The following is a 17,071-nucleotide window of genomic DNA, read 5'->3' on the forward strand; positions in this document are numbered from 1 at the left end:
CCATGCGGAGAGGCTTTGCGGGCATACCGGTATGGCTCGGGAACAGCCTGGCATATTCAGCTTCAATTGTTTCCCAAGGGATCATTTCTGCTTTCTTTACCCAGCGGTTATCCGGGTTCATTTGCAAACCAAGCGGTTGATTGAAATCTGTGAATGAAATCTGTTTTTCCTTCTTGAACTTATACATGGCATCCTCCGAAGTGCAAGCTTTTTTCTCGTTTTGATTACTTTTTCTTGCACTTCTATTATACCATATTTTGTTGGATTTGTCGATATTTCGTTGCTTTATTGCTGTGTGAGGAGAGACTAATTATAAGTACCTGTGATAATAGCAGTCGATCCTATTTTGGGATAGTCGTCTGGGTAGCTAAGTTTTTCAGATGTGCGAAACTCAAACGGAGCCATACAGCAGGCTGCTGCATCTCCAATATAAACAGCAAAGTATTCTTTGCCATTTTCAAATGCATAGTCAAATGTTCCTTGAATTCTTATTTTTTTTCCTTTATATTCTTCGCGCTCACATGATATCTGAACTGCTTCTGCATATTGAAGATTTGGGTTAAGTGTTGTAAGATCTAAGTCGATATCTCCGTTTTTCAGTTTGCTCTCATCAGGCGCTATATACATGGGCGGTTGAGTAGTTGTTACGGTATCCGTAAGTTTATCCTGTTCTTCGCTTACTGCTTTTTCAGCCTCTTCGACAATAGCTTCATCAGCAGGGGAGAGTGTCACTTCACCGCTGCCTGTTGTTTTCTGTTCTTCTATTAATTTATCTACTTTTGAAGTATCTCCGCAGCTTGTAAGCATAAGCGCCGCGAGTATCAGTACAGCTATTCTTTTCATTGTCATTTCTCCGTTATCAATTTCTCTTTGTAACAGCGGCTATAATGCTGAATATCAGGAATACTGCGATATCAGCGGTTACTATAGTCGAACCCACAGGTGTGGAGTACAGTATCGAAGCTATCATGCCTATGCCGGCACATAACACCGATATCACAGCCGAGCATATTACCACGCTCTTGAAGCTTTTAAAAAGTCTCATTGCTGAAAGTGCGGGGAATATTATCAGTGCGGATATCAGCAGCGAGCCAACCAGGTTCATGGCAAGTACGATTATCATTGCGGTTATCACAGCGATAAGCAGATTGTATCCATCGGATTTTACACCGCTTGCCTTGGCGAAATTTTCATCAAAAGTTACCGAGAATATGCGGTTGTAGAATATTATGAATACAGTTATCACCACAGCTGCCAGCACAGCGCAAAGCTTGACTTCACTGTCTTTAAGGGTAAGTATCGAAGTTGAACCAAAGAGAGTCGAGCATACGTCACCCGAAACGTTAGCTGAAGCTGAGTACATATTTACAAGCATGTATCCCAGTGCCAGCGAACCCACAGATATCATGGCTATGGCAGCATCGCCTTTTATCTTGGTATTCTGACCTGTTCTGAGCAGCAGTATTGCTGCCAGAAGCGTAACAGGGAGTATTATCACCATGCCGTTTGTGTCTTCAAGGAATTTGGCGAAAGCACTCTCTCCTCGTGACGCCTGCTTTAGTACTACTGAAATAACCGTTGAAACGGACATTGCACCGAAAGCCACATGAGAAAGTCCATCACCTATGAACGAGAATCTTTTCAGCACCAGAGTTACTCCGAGCAGTGAAGAACACAGTGCGATAAGCAGTCCGACTATAATGGCGTTCCTTACGAACGGGAATCCCATATAATATTGCAGAGTTTGGATAATATCATTCATCGTGCTCTGCCTCCTCCGAATTGATAAAGCTCTGTCCGAGCTTGCTGTTTACATAATCTTCCTTCGTTCCGAAAAACAGCTGTCTTTTGCTGCCTATATGCAGAACATGGCTTGCGTACTTCACGGCGGCATGGATATCGTGGGATACCATTATCATTGTCATGCCATCTGCGTTGAGCTTAGCTATCATTTCGTACAAGTCGTTCTGCGCCTTAGGGTCAAGACCAGTGACAGGCTCATCTAGCAGAAGTATCTTACCCGCTGCACACAGCGCCCTTGCCAGCAGTACCCTCTGCTGCTGACCGCCTGAAAGATCGCGGTAGCAATGCTTTTCGAGGTCGGTGATGCCCATTTGTTCCATGGCTTTTGCGGCTCTATCCTTGTCATTCTTGCTTACAAATGGGTGGAATTTACCCTTAGCCATGCACCCTGATATAACGATCTCTCTTACCGAAGCAGGGAAGTCCCTTTGAACCAGCGTTTGCTGAGGAAGATAGCCTATCTCTCCGTGCGTTGCTTCGCACCAGTCAATAGTGCCTTTCATGACAGGTCTCAGCCCGAGCAGCGACTTTATCAGCGTACTTTTGCCCGAGCCGTTTTCACCCAGTATACAAAGATAATCACCGCTGTTAACGGTGAAATTAATGTCCTCCGTTACGGGTACGCCCTCATAACCCAATGTGCAGTTTTTACATTCTATCTGCTTTCCCATTTTACCTCTCCATCATCATACTACCCTTGCCCGCATAACGGACAAGGGTGTTATCTGTACTAAATGTATTATTGTATGTCAGTTGATCGCAGTTTTCAGTGTCTCTACATTCTGTTCCATCAGTGAGATATAAGTCGTGCCGTTTTCGATCTTTTCCTTGCTTACCGACTGAATCGAATCAAGAACAGCAGTCTTCTGATCTTTGCTTTTGGTACTGCTGATTATAGCCTGTGCGATCTTGCCGTCTGAATTCTCTATCGTGAATACAGTGTCTACACCCAGTTCTTCGGTCTTCTTTGCAAGAAAAGCTACGGTTTCAAAGGAAGCTTCGGTTTCTGCCGAACATCCTACAAAAGCCGCATAGTAGTCCAGACCGTAGTCATCGCAAAGATATCTGAAAGGGAACCTGTCACCGAATACAAGGGTCTTGACCTTAGCGTTTGATACAACGTCCTCGAATTTGCTGTCAAGCTCACTGAGCTTTTCCTCATATGTGCTGAGATTAGCCTTGTAGTCATCTGCGTTATCCGGATCAGCATCACAGAGTGCTTCTGCAATGTCCTTACAGAGTATCTGTGCATTTTTTGGTGAAAGCCAGATGTGCTCGTCATATTCAGGCGCTTCGGAGTGTTCTTCTTCCTCCTCTTCTTCGCCCTGCATACCTTCTTTTATCTCTTCTTCTTTTGTGTTGATGCCCTCAACGTCCATCAGTTTGATGACTTTCATATCCTTATTGGTGGCATTTTTGAGAGCGTCATCAGCCCATTCCTCTGACTCTCCGCCAACGTATACGAAAACATCACAGGCTGAAATCTCGGCTATATCAGCCGCAGATGGCTGAAAGCTGTGCATATCTGTTCCGTTTTCAAGAAGATATGTGAGGTTTGCCTCTTCAACGTGATCGCCCATTATCTCCTTAGTCCAGTCATAGCATGAAAAAGTTGTGCATACAACGCTGAATTTATCGTTGCCTGACGAACCTTTTCCGCCCTGTGCAGAAGCCAGACCGCCGCAAGCTGTAAGTCCAAGCATTGACACGCATACAAGAACATTCATTATCTTTTTTATCATATTATATCCTCCATTTGATGTAATACTGTCCGTTCAAATTTACAGCATAACATCGATACCAAAGCGTTGTATTTATTACTTACTGCCTCTGCACCCACCGCATTTTCCGGGTAGGACCGCACTGCTGTCGATCTCGAAGCTGTCTTCCTGCAAAATCCTATCAACAAGTGCGCGGCTGGCTTCATCATCCATGTGATAAAGCTTTCCGCAAGAGATACACTTCATATGCAGATGATGGTGACAGTTTTCGCCGTCGGTCAGCTGATAAACAAAAGTCCTGCTGTTGCCGCGGACCGTACGCTTGACCTCACCGCTTTCTACAAGCTCCTTGATAAGTCGGTACACCGTGCTTTCCCCGGGGGGCTTTGGGATTTCACTGTCAGTCTTCATCATGTCAGCTATCTCTTTTACAGTGAAAGCAGATGACTTGTGCCTGCCCATAAATTCAAGCAGTTCGCCGCGTTGGACGGTATTGTACTTTGCCACGGTGATACCTCCTTTTAAAATCGAGAGTAAATTTCAATTTTGTATTATACCATAGTAAAAGGATGCTGTCAACGGCATTTCAGCGCACTTAACACAAAATTTACATTTGAGAACTACTCTCAAATTATTTGAATGGATTTGCATATTAAAATGTATATATAATCATATGTGCTTACATGTTAATAAAACTTGACATAATCATGCAGATGTGCTACAATTTATATGAAGACTAAATGATAAATTGTCTATTATTTAACAAAACAATATAAAGCAGGTGATATAATGTATGATGTAATTATCATTGGCGGCGGAGTGACGGGTTGTGCGGCGGCTGCTGAACTGGCTAAGTATGAACTCGGGATATGCGTTATCGAAAAAGAGAGCGATGTCTGCGAGGGTACCAGCAAAGCAAATAGTGCCATTGTTCATGCGGGATTTGATGCTGAACCGGGTACTTTGAAAGCCAGGCTGAATGTTCGCGGTAACGCTATGATTCGCAAACTGTACAAAAAACTGGATTTTGCTTTCAAGCAGAACGGCGCTATGGTGCTTTGTTTCGATGAATCTCAGCTTTCCGACCTTGAAAAGCTTCGTGAAAAAGGCAAGAAAAATGGCGTTGAAGGACTTGAGATAATAACAGGCGATGAAGCACGCGCGAGCGAGCCGAAGCTTTCGCCTGAAGTCAAATATGCGCTATTTGCTCCGACTTCGGGAATTGTCTGTCCCTTTGAGATGACACTGGCATTCGCTGAAAATTCCCTTGAAAATGGCGTTGAATTCAAGCTTTCCACCAATGTCACCGGAATTGAAAAGACTTCTGATGGGTATAAAGTTGTCACCGATAAAGGCATTTTCGAGACCAGGGCAGTCTTCAACTGTGCAGGCGTTTATGCTGATGAAATCAGCGAAATGGTAGTCGAAAAGCACTTCACCATAACCCCAAGAAAGGGCGAATATATGCTGATGGACAAGGATGCAGGCGGTACAGTCAGCCACACGATTTTTCAGCTTCCCACAAAAATGGGCAAGGGAATACTTGTAACCCCGACTGTTCACGGCAACCTGCTAGTTGGTCCTACTGCCGCAAACATCGACGATAAGGAGAACACAGCCACTACAGCATCGGGCATTGCCGAGGTCAAGGCAAAGGGCTCGCTGTCGGTGGATGGTCTTCCTTTCAATAAAGTGATAACCAGCTTTACGGGACTTCGCGCGGTTGGAGATACACACGATTTTATCATCGAAGAAGCCGCTCCTAACTTCTTTAATGCAGCGGGGATCGAATCACCGGGATTGACAAGTGCACCTGCTATTGCTGAAATGCTTAGAGAATTACTGTCCAAAAACATCGACCTAAAACTTAAAAATGATCACAAAGACACACGCAAAGGATTAGTTCATTTTGCCGAACTGGACAGGACGTCACAGAATGCGCTTATCAAGGATAATCCTGCATACGGCAATATTGTCTGCCGCTGTGAGACCATAACCGAGGGCGAGATACTTGATGCGATAAACAGACCTCTCGGTGCTACTTCTCTTGACGGGGTTAAACGACGCACAAGGGCAGGGATGGGTCGATGTCAGGCTGGTTTCTGTTCGCCTAAGACTATCCTGCTGCTGTCCAAAAAACTGGGCTGTAGTATCGGAGAAATAAAAAAGAACGGCAGGCAGGAGGTGAGCGAAGATGCGTGAGTTCGATATTGTAATAGTCGGAGGTGGCCCTGCTGGTATGGCAGCAGCAGTCTCGGCTAGAGAACATGGTATGGAGAATATCGTGATATTTGAGCGTGACAGCGAACTTGGCGGAATCCTCAATCAGTGCATTCATAACGGATTCGGTCTGCATACATTTAAGGAAGAACTCACAGGTCCTGAGTATGCTGAAAGGTATGCCGAAAAAGTACGGGATATGAACATTCCTTACGAGACGGAGACAATGGTTCTTGATCTCTCAAAGGACAGAGTAGTGACTATCCTTAGCCGAAATCGTGGTGTTGAAGAGATTCGTGCTAAAGCAGTTATCTTGGCAATGGGCTGCCGAGAAAGACCGCGCGGTGCGCTGAATATACCAGGCTACAGACCACAGGGTGTGTATACCGCGGGCACAGCACAAAAACTTGTCAACTGTGAGGGTTATGTTCCCGGAAAAGAAGTAGTTATTCTCGGTTCCGGTGATATAGGTCTTATAATGGCCAGAAGAATGACCCTGGAGGGAGCTCATGTTGCCGCTGTCGCTGAGCTTATGCCCTATTCAAGCGGTCTTAAAAGAAATATCGTCCAGTGTCTTGATGATTTCGGAATACCGCTTCTTCTCAGCCATACTGTGGTTGATATCAAGGGCAAGGAAAAGCTTGAAGGTGTTGTTATAGCAGAGGTTGATAGTACAAACACGCCTATTGCAGGCACAGAGAAGTTCTATCCCTGCGATACGCTACTTCTCAGCTGCGGACTTATTCCCGAAAACGAGCTTTCCAAAAATTGTGGTGTAGCCATTGACCCCAGAACAAACGGACCTATCGTTGATGAGGGCTTGGAAACCGATATCGACGGTGTTTTTGCCTGCGGAAATGTTCTTCACGTACATGATCTTGTGGATTTTGTGTCCGAAGAAGCAGCGAGGGCAGGTGAGAGTGCTGCTGCATTCGTAAATCGCGGCTGTACTCCCGATAACACAGCTGCGATCAAAGTCGTTCCCAAAAACGGTGTGAGATACACAGTTCCTGCTGAGATTCACACTGCGGATCTTCTTGGCGACGTTCACATCAGGTTTAGGGTAACAGGCGTTTTCAAAGATTGTTCGATAGTAATCAAAGTGGGCGATGAAGAGCTTTTACGACGTAAAAGCCGTATTCTGGTTCCAAGTGAGATGTTGGATATCATCATAAAAAAAGAAAAGCTTGACGGTGTGACCTGCGATCTTACAGCTGAAATTGAGGAGGTGTGAGCCATGACGAGAAATCTCATATGTATCAATTGCCCTATGGGCTGTGAACTGACCGTTGAGGTCGAGGATGGAAAAGTAATCTCTGTGAGCGGCAATACCTGCAAGCGTGGGGAAATCTACGCCGAAAGCGAGATATCAAATCCCACCCGAACAATAACAACTACTGTTATCTCTGCTGAGGGCAGACCTGTTCCTGTTAAAACAGTTCAGCCTGTTCCGAAAGATATGATCGCTGAATGTACAGCTGCTATAAAAGCTGCGGAAGTTCATCTGCCTGTCAAAGTAGGTCAGATAGTTATCGATGATCTGCTTGGAACGGGTTCACAGGTAGCTGTAACTAAATCTGTACAGTAAAACAAAACCGTCCTCTGTGTTGTGAGGACGGTTTTTCTGATGATTTTCCTTGATCTGTTTATCTAAACGTGCAAAACAACGGCGCTGTCAAGATAAACTCAACCGCGCCGAAGTTTCGTGGTAATTTGAATGAATCAGGTAGTTTAACTATCAGCCGCAAGGAGGAAACGGCAGCCCCAATTTGTTAGAACATCTATAAATTAAATTAATTTATAGGATTCTTTACCAACTCTTTTACTATAAATTATTATAGCACAACATATTAATAAATGCAATAGGCTTGGGATGCCATTTGTTGAATATTTTTGTGTTTTATTTATAAACTTTGTTTAATTGTTATAAACTTATAATCAAACAAGACTATATATACTATATTTAATTAAAAACTTGTATATTTTGGTCCTGCAAAGCTTGAAAGTATCGGAGAAGTGTGCTATAATATACTAGTATAATTATTTTTTTACGAAAGAGGTTTACTATCATGGATTACAGATTTTCAGAAAAAGTATCACACATCAAGGCTTCCGCTATCAGAGAGATACTGAAGTTCACTTCCGAACCGGGTGTTATCTCCCTGGCGGCAGGCAACCCTGCTCCCGAAGCTTTTCCCGTAGATGAGATCGCACGTATCTCCAAGGAGATTTTTGAAGAAGACCCCATACTCGCACTCCAGTACAGCATTTCTGAGGGTTATACACCTCTTCGCGATCTGCTGAAAAAGGAGCTGGAGAAAAAGGGTGAGTTCGTTCCCGGCAGAGATGAGCTTATAATTGTCAGCGGTGCACAGCAGGCTAATGCCATGATGGCTAAGGTCCTCTGTGACCCCGGCGATATCCTTTGCTGTGAAGCTCCCAGCTTCATCGGCTCTCTGAATGCTTTCAAGTCATATAACGTTGACCTCAGAGGCATTACGCTGAAAGAGGACGGAATCGATCTTGATGAGCTTGAAGAAGTTCTCAAGACAGGCAAGGTAAAGCTGATATACCTGATATGCAATTTCCAGAACCCCACAGGTCTGACCACTTCTCTTGAAAAGAGAAAGGGTGCTTACGAACTGGCTAAGAAGTACGGTGCTATCATATTGGAGGACAACCCCTACGGTGATTTGAGATTTACAGGCGAGAACGTTCCTTCCATCAAGAGCATGGATAAGGATGGTATCGTAGCTTATTCCAGAACATTCTCCAAGGTACTTGCACCCGGAATCAGAGTTGGCTACATCAGCGCACCTAAGGAGATCGTTAACAAGATGGTAATCTGTAAGCAGGTTGACGATGTTCATACCAATATCTGGGCACAGGTTCTCGCATACAAGTTCATGACACAGTGCGATATGAACGCGCATCTTGAAAAGCTTAGAGCTATCTACCGCCACAAGTGCCAGCTGATGATCGAGCAGATAGAGAAGAATTTCTCCTCGAAGATCAGCTTCACAAGACCCGAAGGCGGACTCTTCGTATGGTGCACACTGCCTGATGACTGCGATATGACAGCTTTCTGTACAAGAGCAGTTAAGGAGTTCAAGGTTGCTGTAGTTCCCGGAAATGCTTTCATGATCTCCGAGAGCGACCATACAACTTCCTTCAGACTTAATTTCTCGACACCTACCGATGAACAGCTTGTAGCAGGCTGCGAGATGCTTGGCAAGCTTTCAAAGGAAATGTTCGGTGAATGATCCTAAGCTACCGCTGACCCCTGTTCAGCTGGGTCTTACCCTTCTGAACAGTGCGGGGCTGATATTCTGCGCCGGCGGAGATGTTTTTCTGCTTATGTACGACCGCGGCACCGTAAGACACGGCGCTGTTATAGCGAATCTGGTGCTGGCTGTCATTACAGGTTTGATGTGTGGTTTGCTGATGATAAAAGCAGCGGATATAGACCTTTTTGATTCAGGCGAACTTCGTGATAAACAGCCCGCTGTAAGCGCACTCAGAACTTTTTTCTGCATTGTCACGCTGGATATCACCATAGTGCTTATTATGATGCTTACGGGCACAATATTCTGGCAAGGTGCAGGCAGGGCGATAAGCTTTACTGCTCCGCTTGTGTTCCTTCTGGCAGGCATTGTGTATTATTTTCAGACAAAGGACATGGGTGATACTGACGCTGCCGAAGAAGATGAAGCCGACCTCGAAGCTGAAAAGAAGGCAGCTTTGATGAAGGCAGCAGATGATATCATCGCCGAGGAACATCACCCGAGGACGGTTGAGGATATCCTTGCACAGGTCAAGGCTGATATCAGTCTTGATGAAGAGGATATACCGACAGATGCAGAAGTTGACAGGGAGAATGAAAATGAATATATTCAGGATGATTAAATGTGGTATACTGGTCTCTGCGGCAGCTGTGACGGCGGCTGTGTGCTGTTCCTGCGGAAGCAAGAATAATTACAACAGCAAAGTTCACATCAATGAAGCCATAAGACACATGAACAATAAATACGGTGTTCAGTTCACTTATGACAGTGATAATACCAAGGAGGGTTCCTCCGGTATTTTTGGCAAGACTGACAGCTATGTAAATATCATAGTCAGCTGCAAGGATCTTCCCGGTGTCCCCATAATTGTATACAGCAGCGACGGTTCGGAATATCTTGATGATTTTGTTCCCAAAAAGTTTGAACTTCAGGCTCAGTGGGATCTGAACTCTCTGACGAAGAAAGTCTTTGACGGCGATAAGCCTACTGTAAGGTTAAGCTTGAATACCGAATACGAGATGAAGGAAAGAACTCTTCCCGCCGATACCACTTATGAGCAGTTCAAGCTCTCGGGTGCCCTTGGCTGGGTTGATATCTATACCGACGATAGTGATGCGCCTCTCGATGATTACAGGACGCTGACCGATGCGCTGGCTTACAGCGAATTCAACTGCGAGCCAAGTGTCTGGTATTTCACCGATGACAGTTATACCAGGATAGATGAAAACAATACTGCCCTCGGTTTCGATGAGCCCGAGAAAAAGCTGGGTGAGATAAGGGTCGTAAATGACAATTGTCTGCTTGATGAAGATTTTGATGGTGAGATCATGATCTACCGTGACGATTGTGATCCTGTATATCTTACTCTCATACCGGCTGATGACGAGGATCTGGAGTATTATAACTCGCTGTTCCTGCCGAGAAGTTCGGAAGACGCTCTTACCACATCTGATAACTCAGGTGGAAAAGATAAAAAATCCGAAAAGAATTGGTTTTCCGGCGAATAATATCATCGGTGAGTTGCTAACGGTAAATATCTCTTGTGATATCTGCTTGTGGATATTGACCATATTCAGAAGACTATTGACCCCGAGCCCTTCGGCTCTGAGGTTTTATATAAGGAGTAGAAAATTATGAGTGAACTTAATTTTTCAAAGGACAAAAAACTGATACTGAGCATGATACAGCCCACAGGTACATTTACCCTGGGTAACTATCTTGGCGCAGTTAAGAACTGGGGACCTCTCCAGGAGGAGTTCAACTGCATCTATGCAGTAGCCGATCTCCATTCTATAACAGTAACGCAGGATCCCTCTGCCCTGAGAAAGAATTCTCTGCAGGCTTATGCTCTGCTTATCGCTTGCGGTATGGATCCGGAAAAGAGCGTTCTTTTCTTCCAGAGCCATAACTGCAATCATCCCGAACTCAGCTGGGTTCTGGGCTGTTCCACACAGTTCGGTGAGCTTTCCAGAATGACACAGTTCAAGGATAAGTCAGCAAAGCACGCTGACAATATCAACGCAGGTCTGTTTACATATCCCGTGCTGATGGCTGCTGATATACTGGCTTATAATGCCGATCTCGTGCCCATTGGCGCAGACCAGAAACAGCATCTTGAGCTGGCAAGAAATATCGCCCAGAGATTCAATCAGCGTTACGGCGAATTCTTCAACCTGCCCGAGCCTTTTATCCCCAAGATGGGCGCAAAGGTAATGAGCCTGCAGGATCCTACCAAGAAGATGTCTAAGTCCGACGAGAACCCCAATGCCTGCATCTTCATTCTTGATGATAAGGACACTATCATCAGAAAGTTCAAGAGAGCTGTTACCGATTCCGATACCGAGGTAAGATTTGCCGAGGGCAAGGACGGCATCAACAACCTTATGACTATTTACAGTGTAGTTACTGGCAAAACACTGGAAGAGGTAGAGAAGGAGTTTTCAGGCAAGGGCTATGGTGATTTCAAGCTTGCAGTAGGCGAAGCTGTTGCAGATCATCTGGCACCTGTCCGTAATAAGTTCAATGACCTGATGAATGATAAGGCATATCTGAAGGAGTGCTATACTGACGGTGCACAGAAGGCACAGCTGATATCCAGAAGAGTTGTTTCAAAGGTTTACCGCAAGGTCGGCTTTGTTGACCGCTGATACTTTATCTGAAAGGTAAGACCGATCATGATGACGGCACTTTTTAAAGATACTATTCGTGAGATTCTGCGCTCAAAAGGGCGGTTTCTGTCAGTTTTGCTGATAGCCGCCCTTGGGTGCGGGTTCTTCTCGGGGGTAAAGGCGACCATGCCCGATATGGTGGATTCGGCGGCGGAATATTTCGAAGAATACCGCCTTATGGATATGAAACTTGTATCTACCATAGGTGTAAGGTCTTCCGACGTTGAAGCTGTCAAGATGGCAGATAATGTCCGCGGGGCGCACGCCGCTTATTCCAAGGACGTTTTCTATATGCATGAGAATAAGAATATTGTTTTGAAGTGTATATCTTTCAACAGCAGTCTTGACGATTCAAGTCCCAATCTTATGAATAAACTACATGTCCTTGAAGGCAGATTGCCAAATAAGGACGGCGAGTGCGCGGTGGAAGTGAAGATATCCTCTCCGGATACTTTCAAGATAGGTGAGAAGCTGACTTTTACCGATCCTGATGATACCAAAAAGCTGACGGACACACTGCAAAGCGATACCTTTGAGATAGTGGGCATCGTGACCTCGCCATCATATATAGGCTACGAGCGCGACCGCACCACCGAGGGTGACGGAACTATCGTCAGTAATGTGTTTCTCCGCGAGGAGGAATTCTATACCAATTATTATACTGAGATGTTCGTTGACTTGGAAGGTCTAGACGAGACTGACCCTTTTTCCGATGAATACCGTGAGAGCGTAAAGGAAAAAGGTGCGGCGGCAAGAGCAGCTTTCGAGCAAAGCGTCAACGAGAGGTTCAACGACCTTTATACACATGCTCAGGACAGGATAGCCTCAGCTACTAAAACCACTGATACCCTGAACGGTGTCCTTGATATGGACATGGAAGAGCTTCAGGCGCATATGCCCGAATGGGAGAAAAAGGCTAAAGAGGCGAGGTATATCTACGAGCGTGAGGTCGAGAACGGCAAGCGTGCATATCTGGAAAAATCTGCAATGTTACAAGCTGAAAAAGCTCTGGGCATAGCGAAAGAGCTGGCAGATGACGAAGACGGTTCAGCTCATGTCAAGTATCAGGCACAGCTTGATGATGCCCGCAGTGAGATAGAAGCTGCGCAGAAAGAGCTTGATGATACCCCAGAGCCTACAATTTACAGCTACGACAGATTTGAAGCCAGTTCCGATTATTCCTCTTTTGAGGGTGACAGCAAGAAAGTCGATTCGATAGCAAAGGTCTTTCCTGTGTTTTTTATGCTGGTGGCAGGCCTTGTTTGTCTTGCCACAATGTCAAGACTTACCGAGGAACAGCGCGGCCTGATAGGCGTTTATAAAGCTCTCGGTTATTCACGTTTGAGGATACTTTCTAAATACCTTATATATTCCGGTGCCGCGGCTATCCTGGGCGGAGCTTTAGGTTCAGCGGCGGGATTAAAGATATTCCCGCGTATGATATATAATGGGTACAAAATGTTGTACAATATTCCTGATATATCGACACCTCTCAGATGGGGATACATAGCTGCTTGTACCATAGTATCAGCTCTTTGTATATGTGGTGTGACGGTATATACCTGTATGAGAGATCTGAAAGAAGTTCCCGGAAGCCTTATGCGACCCAAGCCCCCGAAAGCGGGCAGGAGAGTACTGCTGGAAAACTGTCCCGCAGTATGGGATAAACTGAGCTTCATGGGGAAAGTCACAACCAGAAATATGCTTCGTTCAAAGCGTCGATTCTTCATGACGCTTGCGGGTGTAACAGGCTGTACAGCCCTTATCATCACTGGATTTGGGCTGAAAAACTCCATAAGTTCCGTTGTTGACCGTCAGTTCGGAGAGGTCTTTGTATATGATGGCATAGCAGTTCTCAATAACAGGTTCAGCTATGATGAACTTGAAAATGAGATTAATTCAGCCGAGGGTCTTGCAGATCATATGCAGGCACTGATCAATGAGGTCGATCTTTCGGTTGATGGTCAGAAGTGCATGGTGAATATTTGTGTTCCAAGTGAATCCGATAGGCTTGAAGAATTCGTTCTTTTGAGAAATGCAGATAATGGACAAAAGATCGTTCCTCAGGACGGCAGTGTTATCATCACACAAAAGCTTGCCGAAAATCTGCATCTAAAAAAAGGAAGCGTATTCACGGTCACTGAAACAGATGGTAAGAAAGCTGAGTTTACTGTGGCTGATATCTGCAAAAACTACGCTTTCCACTATATATTTGTTACTCCGCATGACTACGAAAAAAGCTTCGGCAGAGCCCCTGTGTACAATATAAGCTTTATTGAACTTGCAAAAGGCGCAGACACCGATGCATTCAGAGATCAGTTTCTGAAAAGCAGCAGTTTCTATGGTCTGACCTACAAGGACGATCAGTCAAGAGGTTTCCTAAACTCCATGGACAGCCTCAACACTGTTGTAGCTGTGCTTATATTCAGTGCAGGCCTTCTCGCCGCAGTAGTCCTTTATGACCTTGCAAGTATAAATATCACAGAACGAAATCGTGAGATAGCAACAGTTAAAGTGCTGGGCTTTTTCGACCGCGAGACAGATGATTATATCCTCCGCGAGAACCTTATCTCAGCGGCAGTTGGTATACTGGCAGGACTTCCCGTCGGGCGGATACTCCACTATTTCGTGACTGTAACCGCAGAGGTCGATATACTGATGTTCGACCATAGATTGTCAATTTCAGCTATGCTGTACGGTGCACTCATCACTGCGGGATTCACCCTTGCTGTGAATGCGGTACTGCACTTTACACTTCTTAAAGTTGATATGATAGGTTCACTTAAATCGGTAGAATAGAAGACAGTAAAAAGGGATACATTTTGATTGACCACCAATAAGTATACAGCAGAAACTTGAACATTTCGCAGATTACAGTTTGACTGTGTACGGCACTCTTGAAGAGGGTGTCACATCTTCATCAAGAATGGAGGGCTGATATTATGGGTCTGATAGTTTATTTTATTATTCTTTTGGTGATGGCAGGGGGGATACCGACAGCCGCGGTAAGCATAGGAGAGAAGATCGCTAATTTAAACAACGCGGAAAGCCTGATCCTGCTGGTAGCTGTACTTCTTTTATCGTTCATACCCCTGGCGCTGTATTTCAATCTCGGTAAGAAAAAGTTCGGTGAAAAGCACAGACATATCATAATTTCTTCAGCAGCGACGATCATGGTCGTCTACGCAGGTTTCTATATGTTTATCTGGAATGGACTCACACCGCTTGCACCATAAGCATAAATAATTAGAACAAATCAAAATATGTAAACAGCGGGATAAGACCCGTTTTATAAATTATTTAACAGGAGGTACAAACAATGAAAGAGAAGATCACAGAGACAGTAAGAGAGATCATCGATAACGAGGTCAAGACACCTTCGGTGGGTTATTTCTGGAAAGGTCTGGCACTTTTCCTTTTCGGTGTAATCATAGGTTTCACCTTTGCACCCATAAAAAAAGGCATAAAGATAGGCTGTAATAATGGTAATAACTGCACAGACAGCGGCAAGTTCCTTGACGGAAGCAAGCTGTTTACTAAAAAAGACGACGCAGAAGACGAAGAAGATACAAACTGCGGAAACTTCTGCGCTGACTGATAAATCATTAAAGGGAGAGTAAATCAAGTATGAAGCTAGGTATGGTCGGATTACCGAATGTCGGTAAATCAACACTTTTTAACGCACTTACAAACGCAGGAGCAGAATCTGCTAACTATCCGTTCTGCACCATCGAACCCAATGTAGGTATAGTATCTGTGCCGGATAAACGCCTTGATGCGCTGGCAGAGATGTATCACCCCGAGAAGTTCACACCTGCAACACTGGAATTTGTTGACATTGCAGGTCTGGTAAAGGGTGCTTCAAAGGGCGAAGGTCTTGGCAACAAGTTCCTTGCAAATATCCGTGAGGTCGATGCGATAGTTCACGTTGTAAGGTGCTTTGAGGACGATAATATAATCCACGTTGATGGTTCTATCGATCCCGCAAGGGATATCGAGACCATCGACCTTGAACTGATATTCTCTGATATCGAGCTTATCGACAGACGTATCGACCGCACCAAGAAAGCCATGAAGGGAGATAAGAGTCTGGGTGCAGTGGTGGATTTCCTTGAAAGGCTGAAAGCACATCTGGAAGAAGGACATTCTGCAAGAAGCTTTGATATGACGGAAGACGAATTGGAACTGCTGAAAGAGACACCTCTGCTTTCGCTGAAACCTGTTATCTATGCGGCAAACCTCAGCGAGGACGACTTCCGCAACAATATCGAAACAAATGTAAACTATAAGAAGGTATGTGAGATAGCCGCAGCTGAAAAGGCTGCCGTGCTGCCTATATGTGCACAGATCGAGGCTGAGATATCTGATATGGATGCTGAGGACAAGGCTATGTTCCTTTCCGATCTTGGTCTGGAAACATCGGGTCTTGACCGTATTATAAAGGAAGGCTATGCACTTCTGGGTCTTATCTCCTACCTGACAGCAGGTGAGCCCGAGGTAAGGGCATGGACTATCACTAAGGGTACAAAAGCACCTCAGGCAGCCGGTAAGATACACTCCGACTTCGAGCGCGGCTTTATCCGTGCCGAGGTAGTAAGCTTCGATGACTTGATGCAGTACGGCTCAATGTCAGCAGTTCGTGAAAAAGGACTTGCAAGACAGGAAGGTAAGGAGTACGTAATGCAGGACGGCGATATCGTTCTGTTCAAATTCAATGTATAATAACAAGCGGCGCTCTTATTAAGTACTGCGCTTATTAGAGAAGATTTAGCCATAGTATTTCTGATATTTGATCAGAAATACTATGGCATTTTTATTGACAATGCAAAGATCTCTGTGATATAATTGTTACTATCATAAACTGGATATATAAACTGTAAAGGGAGATCAGCAATCATGGATAGAATTGTACTTGTTGAACCAAGCATGGAATACGCCGAGGATATATGGGCATTCAGGCAGGATATAATAGATAATGATACTGATAATGAGGACAAGTTTGCCGGTTGTATGTATCTGGATTCCAGTGATTCTGCTGAGGAGTGGATACGGATATGTTCATTGAGAAAAGACGAAAAATACTGCAAAGAATCAGGAGCAACAGTACCTTCGCATACTTTTCTTGCAATCAGAAAAAGTGATAACAGAATTGTTGGTGTAATAGATCTACGTCATCATATCGATCACCCTGTTCTTGGCACTTGGGGTGGTCATTGTGGATATTCGGTTCGTCCTTCAGAGCGAAGAAAAGGCTATGCTACGGAAATGTTACGGCTAAATATAGTAAAGGCGAAAGAGCTTGGGATAGAAAAGATGTTAGTGACCTGTGCCGAAGAAAATGCTGCCAGCGAAAAAACTATTCTTGCAAATGGAG

The 17,071-nt window shown here is 44.8% G+C and carries 17 protein-coding genes and 1 pseudogene; 12 read left to right on the forward strand and 6 right to left on the reverse strand.

The window, feature by feature from the left end; translation table 11 throughout:
* From BM265_RS17885 to BM265_RS17910, 6 genes and pseudogenes are all read right to left on the reverse strand, one after another.
* Nucleotides 1-187, reverse strand: a pseudogene (locus BM265_RS17885) (IS5/IS1182 family transposase); the annotation flags it as partial.
* A gap of 119 nt (nt 188-306) precedes the next feature.
* Nucleotides 307-843: a hypothetical protein gene (locus BM265_RS17890; RefSeq protein ID WP_074963318.1), complete on the reverse strand. Its 537-nt coding sequence runs from the start codon at nt 841-843 to the stop codon at nt 307-309.
* A gap of 16 nt (nt 844-859) precedes the next feature.
* A complete protein-coding gene (locus tag BM265_RS17895; protein WP_177219635.1) occupies nt 860-1,762 on the reverse strand; it encodes a metal ABC transporter permease in 903 nt (300 codons plus the stop codon).
* A complete protein-coding gene (locus BM265_RS17900) occupies nt 1,755-2,474 on the reverse strand; it encodes a metal ABC transporter ATP-binding protein (protein WP_074963319.1) in 720 nt (239 codons plus the stop codon). The genes BM265_RS17895 and BM265_RS17900 overlap by 8 nt, the downstream gene beginning before the upstream one ends.
* 78 nt (nt 2,475-2,552) lie before the next feature.
* Nucleotides 2,553-3,545, reverse strand: coding sequence for a metal ABC transporter substrate-binding protein (locus BM265_RS17905; RefSeq protein WP_074963320.1), 993 nt, complete (start codon nt 3,543-3,545; stop codon nt 2,553-2,555).
* Nucleotides 3,546-3,620: 75 nt separating this feature from the next.
* On the reverse strand, nt 3,621-4,031 hold the full coding sequence (locus BM265_RS17910) for a Fur family transcriptional regulator (RefSeq protein ID WP_074963321.1): 411 nt from the start codon (nt 4,029-4,031) through the stop codon (nt 3,621-3,623).
* A 282-nt stretch (nt 4,032-4,313) separates the two neighbouring features.
* On the opposite strand from BM265_RS17910, the gene BM265_RS17915 reads away from it, so the two are divergent.
* The 12 genes from BM265_RS17915 to BM265_RS17970 all read left to right on the forward strand — a co-directional run.
* Nucleotides 4,314-5,726, forward strand: coding sequence for an NAD(P)/FAD-dependent oxidoreductase (locus BM265_RS17915; protein WP_074963322.1), 1,413 nt, complete (start codon nt 4,314-4,316; stop codon nt 5,724-5,726).
* Nucleotides 5,719-6,978 carry an NAD(P)/FAD-dependent oxidoreductase gene (locus tag BM265_RS17920; protein ID WP_074963323.1) on the forward strand — a complete coding sequence of 420 codons (1,260 nt, stop codon included), beginning with the start codon at nt 5,719-5,721 and terminating at the stop codon, nt 6,976-6,978. Before BM265_RS17915 ends, BM265_RS17920 begins: the two co-directional genes overlap by 8 nt.
* A gap of 3 nt (nt 6,979-6,981) precedes the next feature.
* A complete protein-coding gene (locus tag BM265_RS17925) occupies nt 6,982-7,332 on the forward strand; it encodes a DUF1667 domain-containing protein (RefSeq protein ID WP_074963324.1) in 351 nt (116 codons plus the stop codon).
* A 481-nt stretch (nt 7,333-7,813) separates the two neighbouring features.
* Nucleotides 7,814-9,007: an aminotransferase-like domain-containing protein gene (locus BM265_RS17930; protein WP_074963325.1), complete on the forward strand. Its 1,194-nt coding sequence runs from the start codon at nt 7,814-7,816 to the stop codon at nt 9,005-9,007.
* Nucleotides 9,000-9,650 (forward strand): hypothetical protein, encoded by a 651-nt coding sequence (locus BM265_RS17935; protein ID WP_074963326.1) that lies wholly within the window; start codon nt 9,000-9,002, stop codon nt 9,648-9,650. The genes BM265_RS17930 and BM265_RS17935 overlap by 8 nt, the downstream gene beginning before the upstream one ends.
* Nucleotides 9,628-10,536 carry a hypothetical protein gene (locus BM265_RS17940; RefSeq protein ID WP_074963327.1) on the forward strand — a complete coding sequence of 303 codons (909 nt, stop codon included), beginning with the start codon at nt 9,628-9,630 and terminating at the stop codon, nt 10,534-10,536. The genes BM265_RS17935 and BM265_RS17940 overlap by 23 nt, the downstream gene beginning before the upstream one ends.
* A gap of 126 nt (nt 10,537-10,662) precedes the next feature.
* A complete protein-coding gene (gene trpS / locus BM265_RS17945) occupies nt 10,663-11,676 on the forward strand; it encodes a tryptophan--tRNA ligase (protein WP_074963328.1) in 1,014 nt (337 codons plus the stop codon).
* A gap of 27 nt (nt 11,677-11,703) precedes the next feature.
* Nucleotides 11,704-14,496: an ABC transporter permease gene (locus BM265_RS17950; protein WP_242940899.1), complete on the forward strand. Its 2,793-nt coding sequence runs from the start codon at nt 11,704-11,706 to the stop codon at nt 14,494-14,496.
* 143 nt (nt 14,497-14,639) lie between these two features.
* Nucleotides 14,640-14,933: a hypothetical protein gene (locus BM265_RS17955; RefSeq protein ID WP_074963329.1), complete on the forward strand. Its 294-nt coding sequence runs from the start codon at nt 14,640-14,642 to the stop codon at nt 14,931-14,933.
* An 83-nt stretch (nt 14,934-15,016) separates the two neighbouring features.
* A complete protein-coding gene (locus BM265_RS17960; protein WP_074963330.1) occupies nt 15,017-15,295 on the forward strand; it encodes a hypothetical protein in 279 nt (92 codons plus the stop codon).
* A gap of 29 nt (nt 15,296-15,324) precedes the next feature.
* Nucleotides 15,325-16,419, forward strand: coding sequence for a redox-regulated ATPase YchF (gene ychF / locus BM265_RS17965; RefSeq protein ID WP_074963331.1), 1,095 nt, complete (start codon nt 15,325-15,327; stop codon nt 16,417-16,419).
* Nucleotides 16,420-16,593: 174 nt separating this feature from the next.
* The coding region (locus BM265_RS17970; protein WP_074963332.1) for a GNAT family N-acetyltransferase at nt 16,594-17,071 on the forward strand (478 nt) is incomplete at its 3' end.

The sequence above is a fragment of the Hominimerdicola alba genome, from assembly GCF_900112155.1.
Classification (GTDB): domain Bacteria; phylum Bacillota; class Clostridia; order Oscillospirales; family Ruminococcaceae; genus Hominimerdicola; species Hominimerdicola alba_D.

What these genes read in the sequence shown, in the direction of transcription:
- BM265_RS17890 (WP_074963318.1), bottom strand. Translation starts at nt 843, where the DNA reads ATGAAAAGAATAGCTGTACTGATACTCGCGGCGCTTATGCTTACAAGC.
- BM265_RS17915 (WP_074963322.1), top strand. Translation starts at nt 4,314, where the DNA reads ATGTATGATGTAATTATCATTGGCGGCGGAGTGACGGGTTGTGCGGCG.
- BM265_RS17960 (WP_074963330.1), top strand. Translation starts at nt 15,017, where the DNA reads ATGAAAGAGAAGATCACAGAGACAGTAAGAGAGATCATCGATAACGAG.
- BM265_RS17895 (WP_177219635.1), bottom strand. Translation starts at nt 1,762, where the DNA reads ATGAATGATATTATCCAAACTCTGCAATATTATATGGGATTCCCGTTC.
- BM265_RS17905 (WP_074963320.1), bottom strand. Translation starts at nt 3,545, where the DNA reads ATGATAAAAAAGATAATGAATGTTCTTGTATGCGTGTCAATGCTTGGA.
- ychF (WP_074963331.1), top strand. Translation starts at nt 15,325, where the DNA reads ATGAAGCTAGGTATGGTCGGATTACCGAATGTCGGTAAATCAACACTT.
- BM265_RS17925 (WP_074963324.1), top strand. Translation starts at nt 6,982, where the DNA reads ATGACGAGAAATCTCATATGTATCAATTGCCCTATGGGCTGTGAACTG.
- BM265_RS17900 (WP_074963319.1), bottom strand. Translation starts at nt 2,474, where the DNA reads ATGGGAAAGCAGATAGAATGTAAAAACTGCACATTGGGTTATGAGGGC.
- BM265_RS17920 (WP_074963323.1), top strand. Translation starts at nt 5,719, where the DNA reads ATGCGTGAGTTCGATATTGTAATAGTCGGAGGTGGCCCTGCTGGTATG.
- BM265_RS17940 (WP_074963327.1), top strand. Translation starts at nt 9,628, where the DNA reads ATGAATATATTCAGGATGATTAAATGTGGTATACTGGTCTCTGCGGCA.
- BM265_RS17930 (WP_074963325.1), top strand. Translation starts at nt 7,814, where the DNA reads ATGGATTACAGATTTTCAGAAAAAGTATCACACATCAAGGCTTCCGCT.
- BM265_RS17950 (WP_242940899.1), top strand. Translation starts at nt 11,704, where the DNA reads ATGATGACGGCACTTTTTAAAGATACTATTCGTGAGATTCTGCGCTCA.
- trpS (WP_074963328.1), top strand. Translation starts at nt 10,663, where the DNA reads ATGAGTGAACTTAATTTTTCAAAGGACAAAAAACTGATACTGAGCATG.
- BM265_RS17955 (WP_074963329.1), top strand. Translation starts at nt 14,640, where the DNA reads ATGGGTCTGATAGTTTATTTTATTATTCTTTTGGTGATGGCAGGGGGG.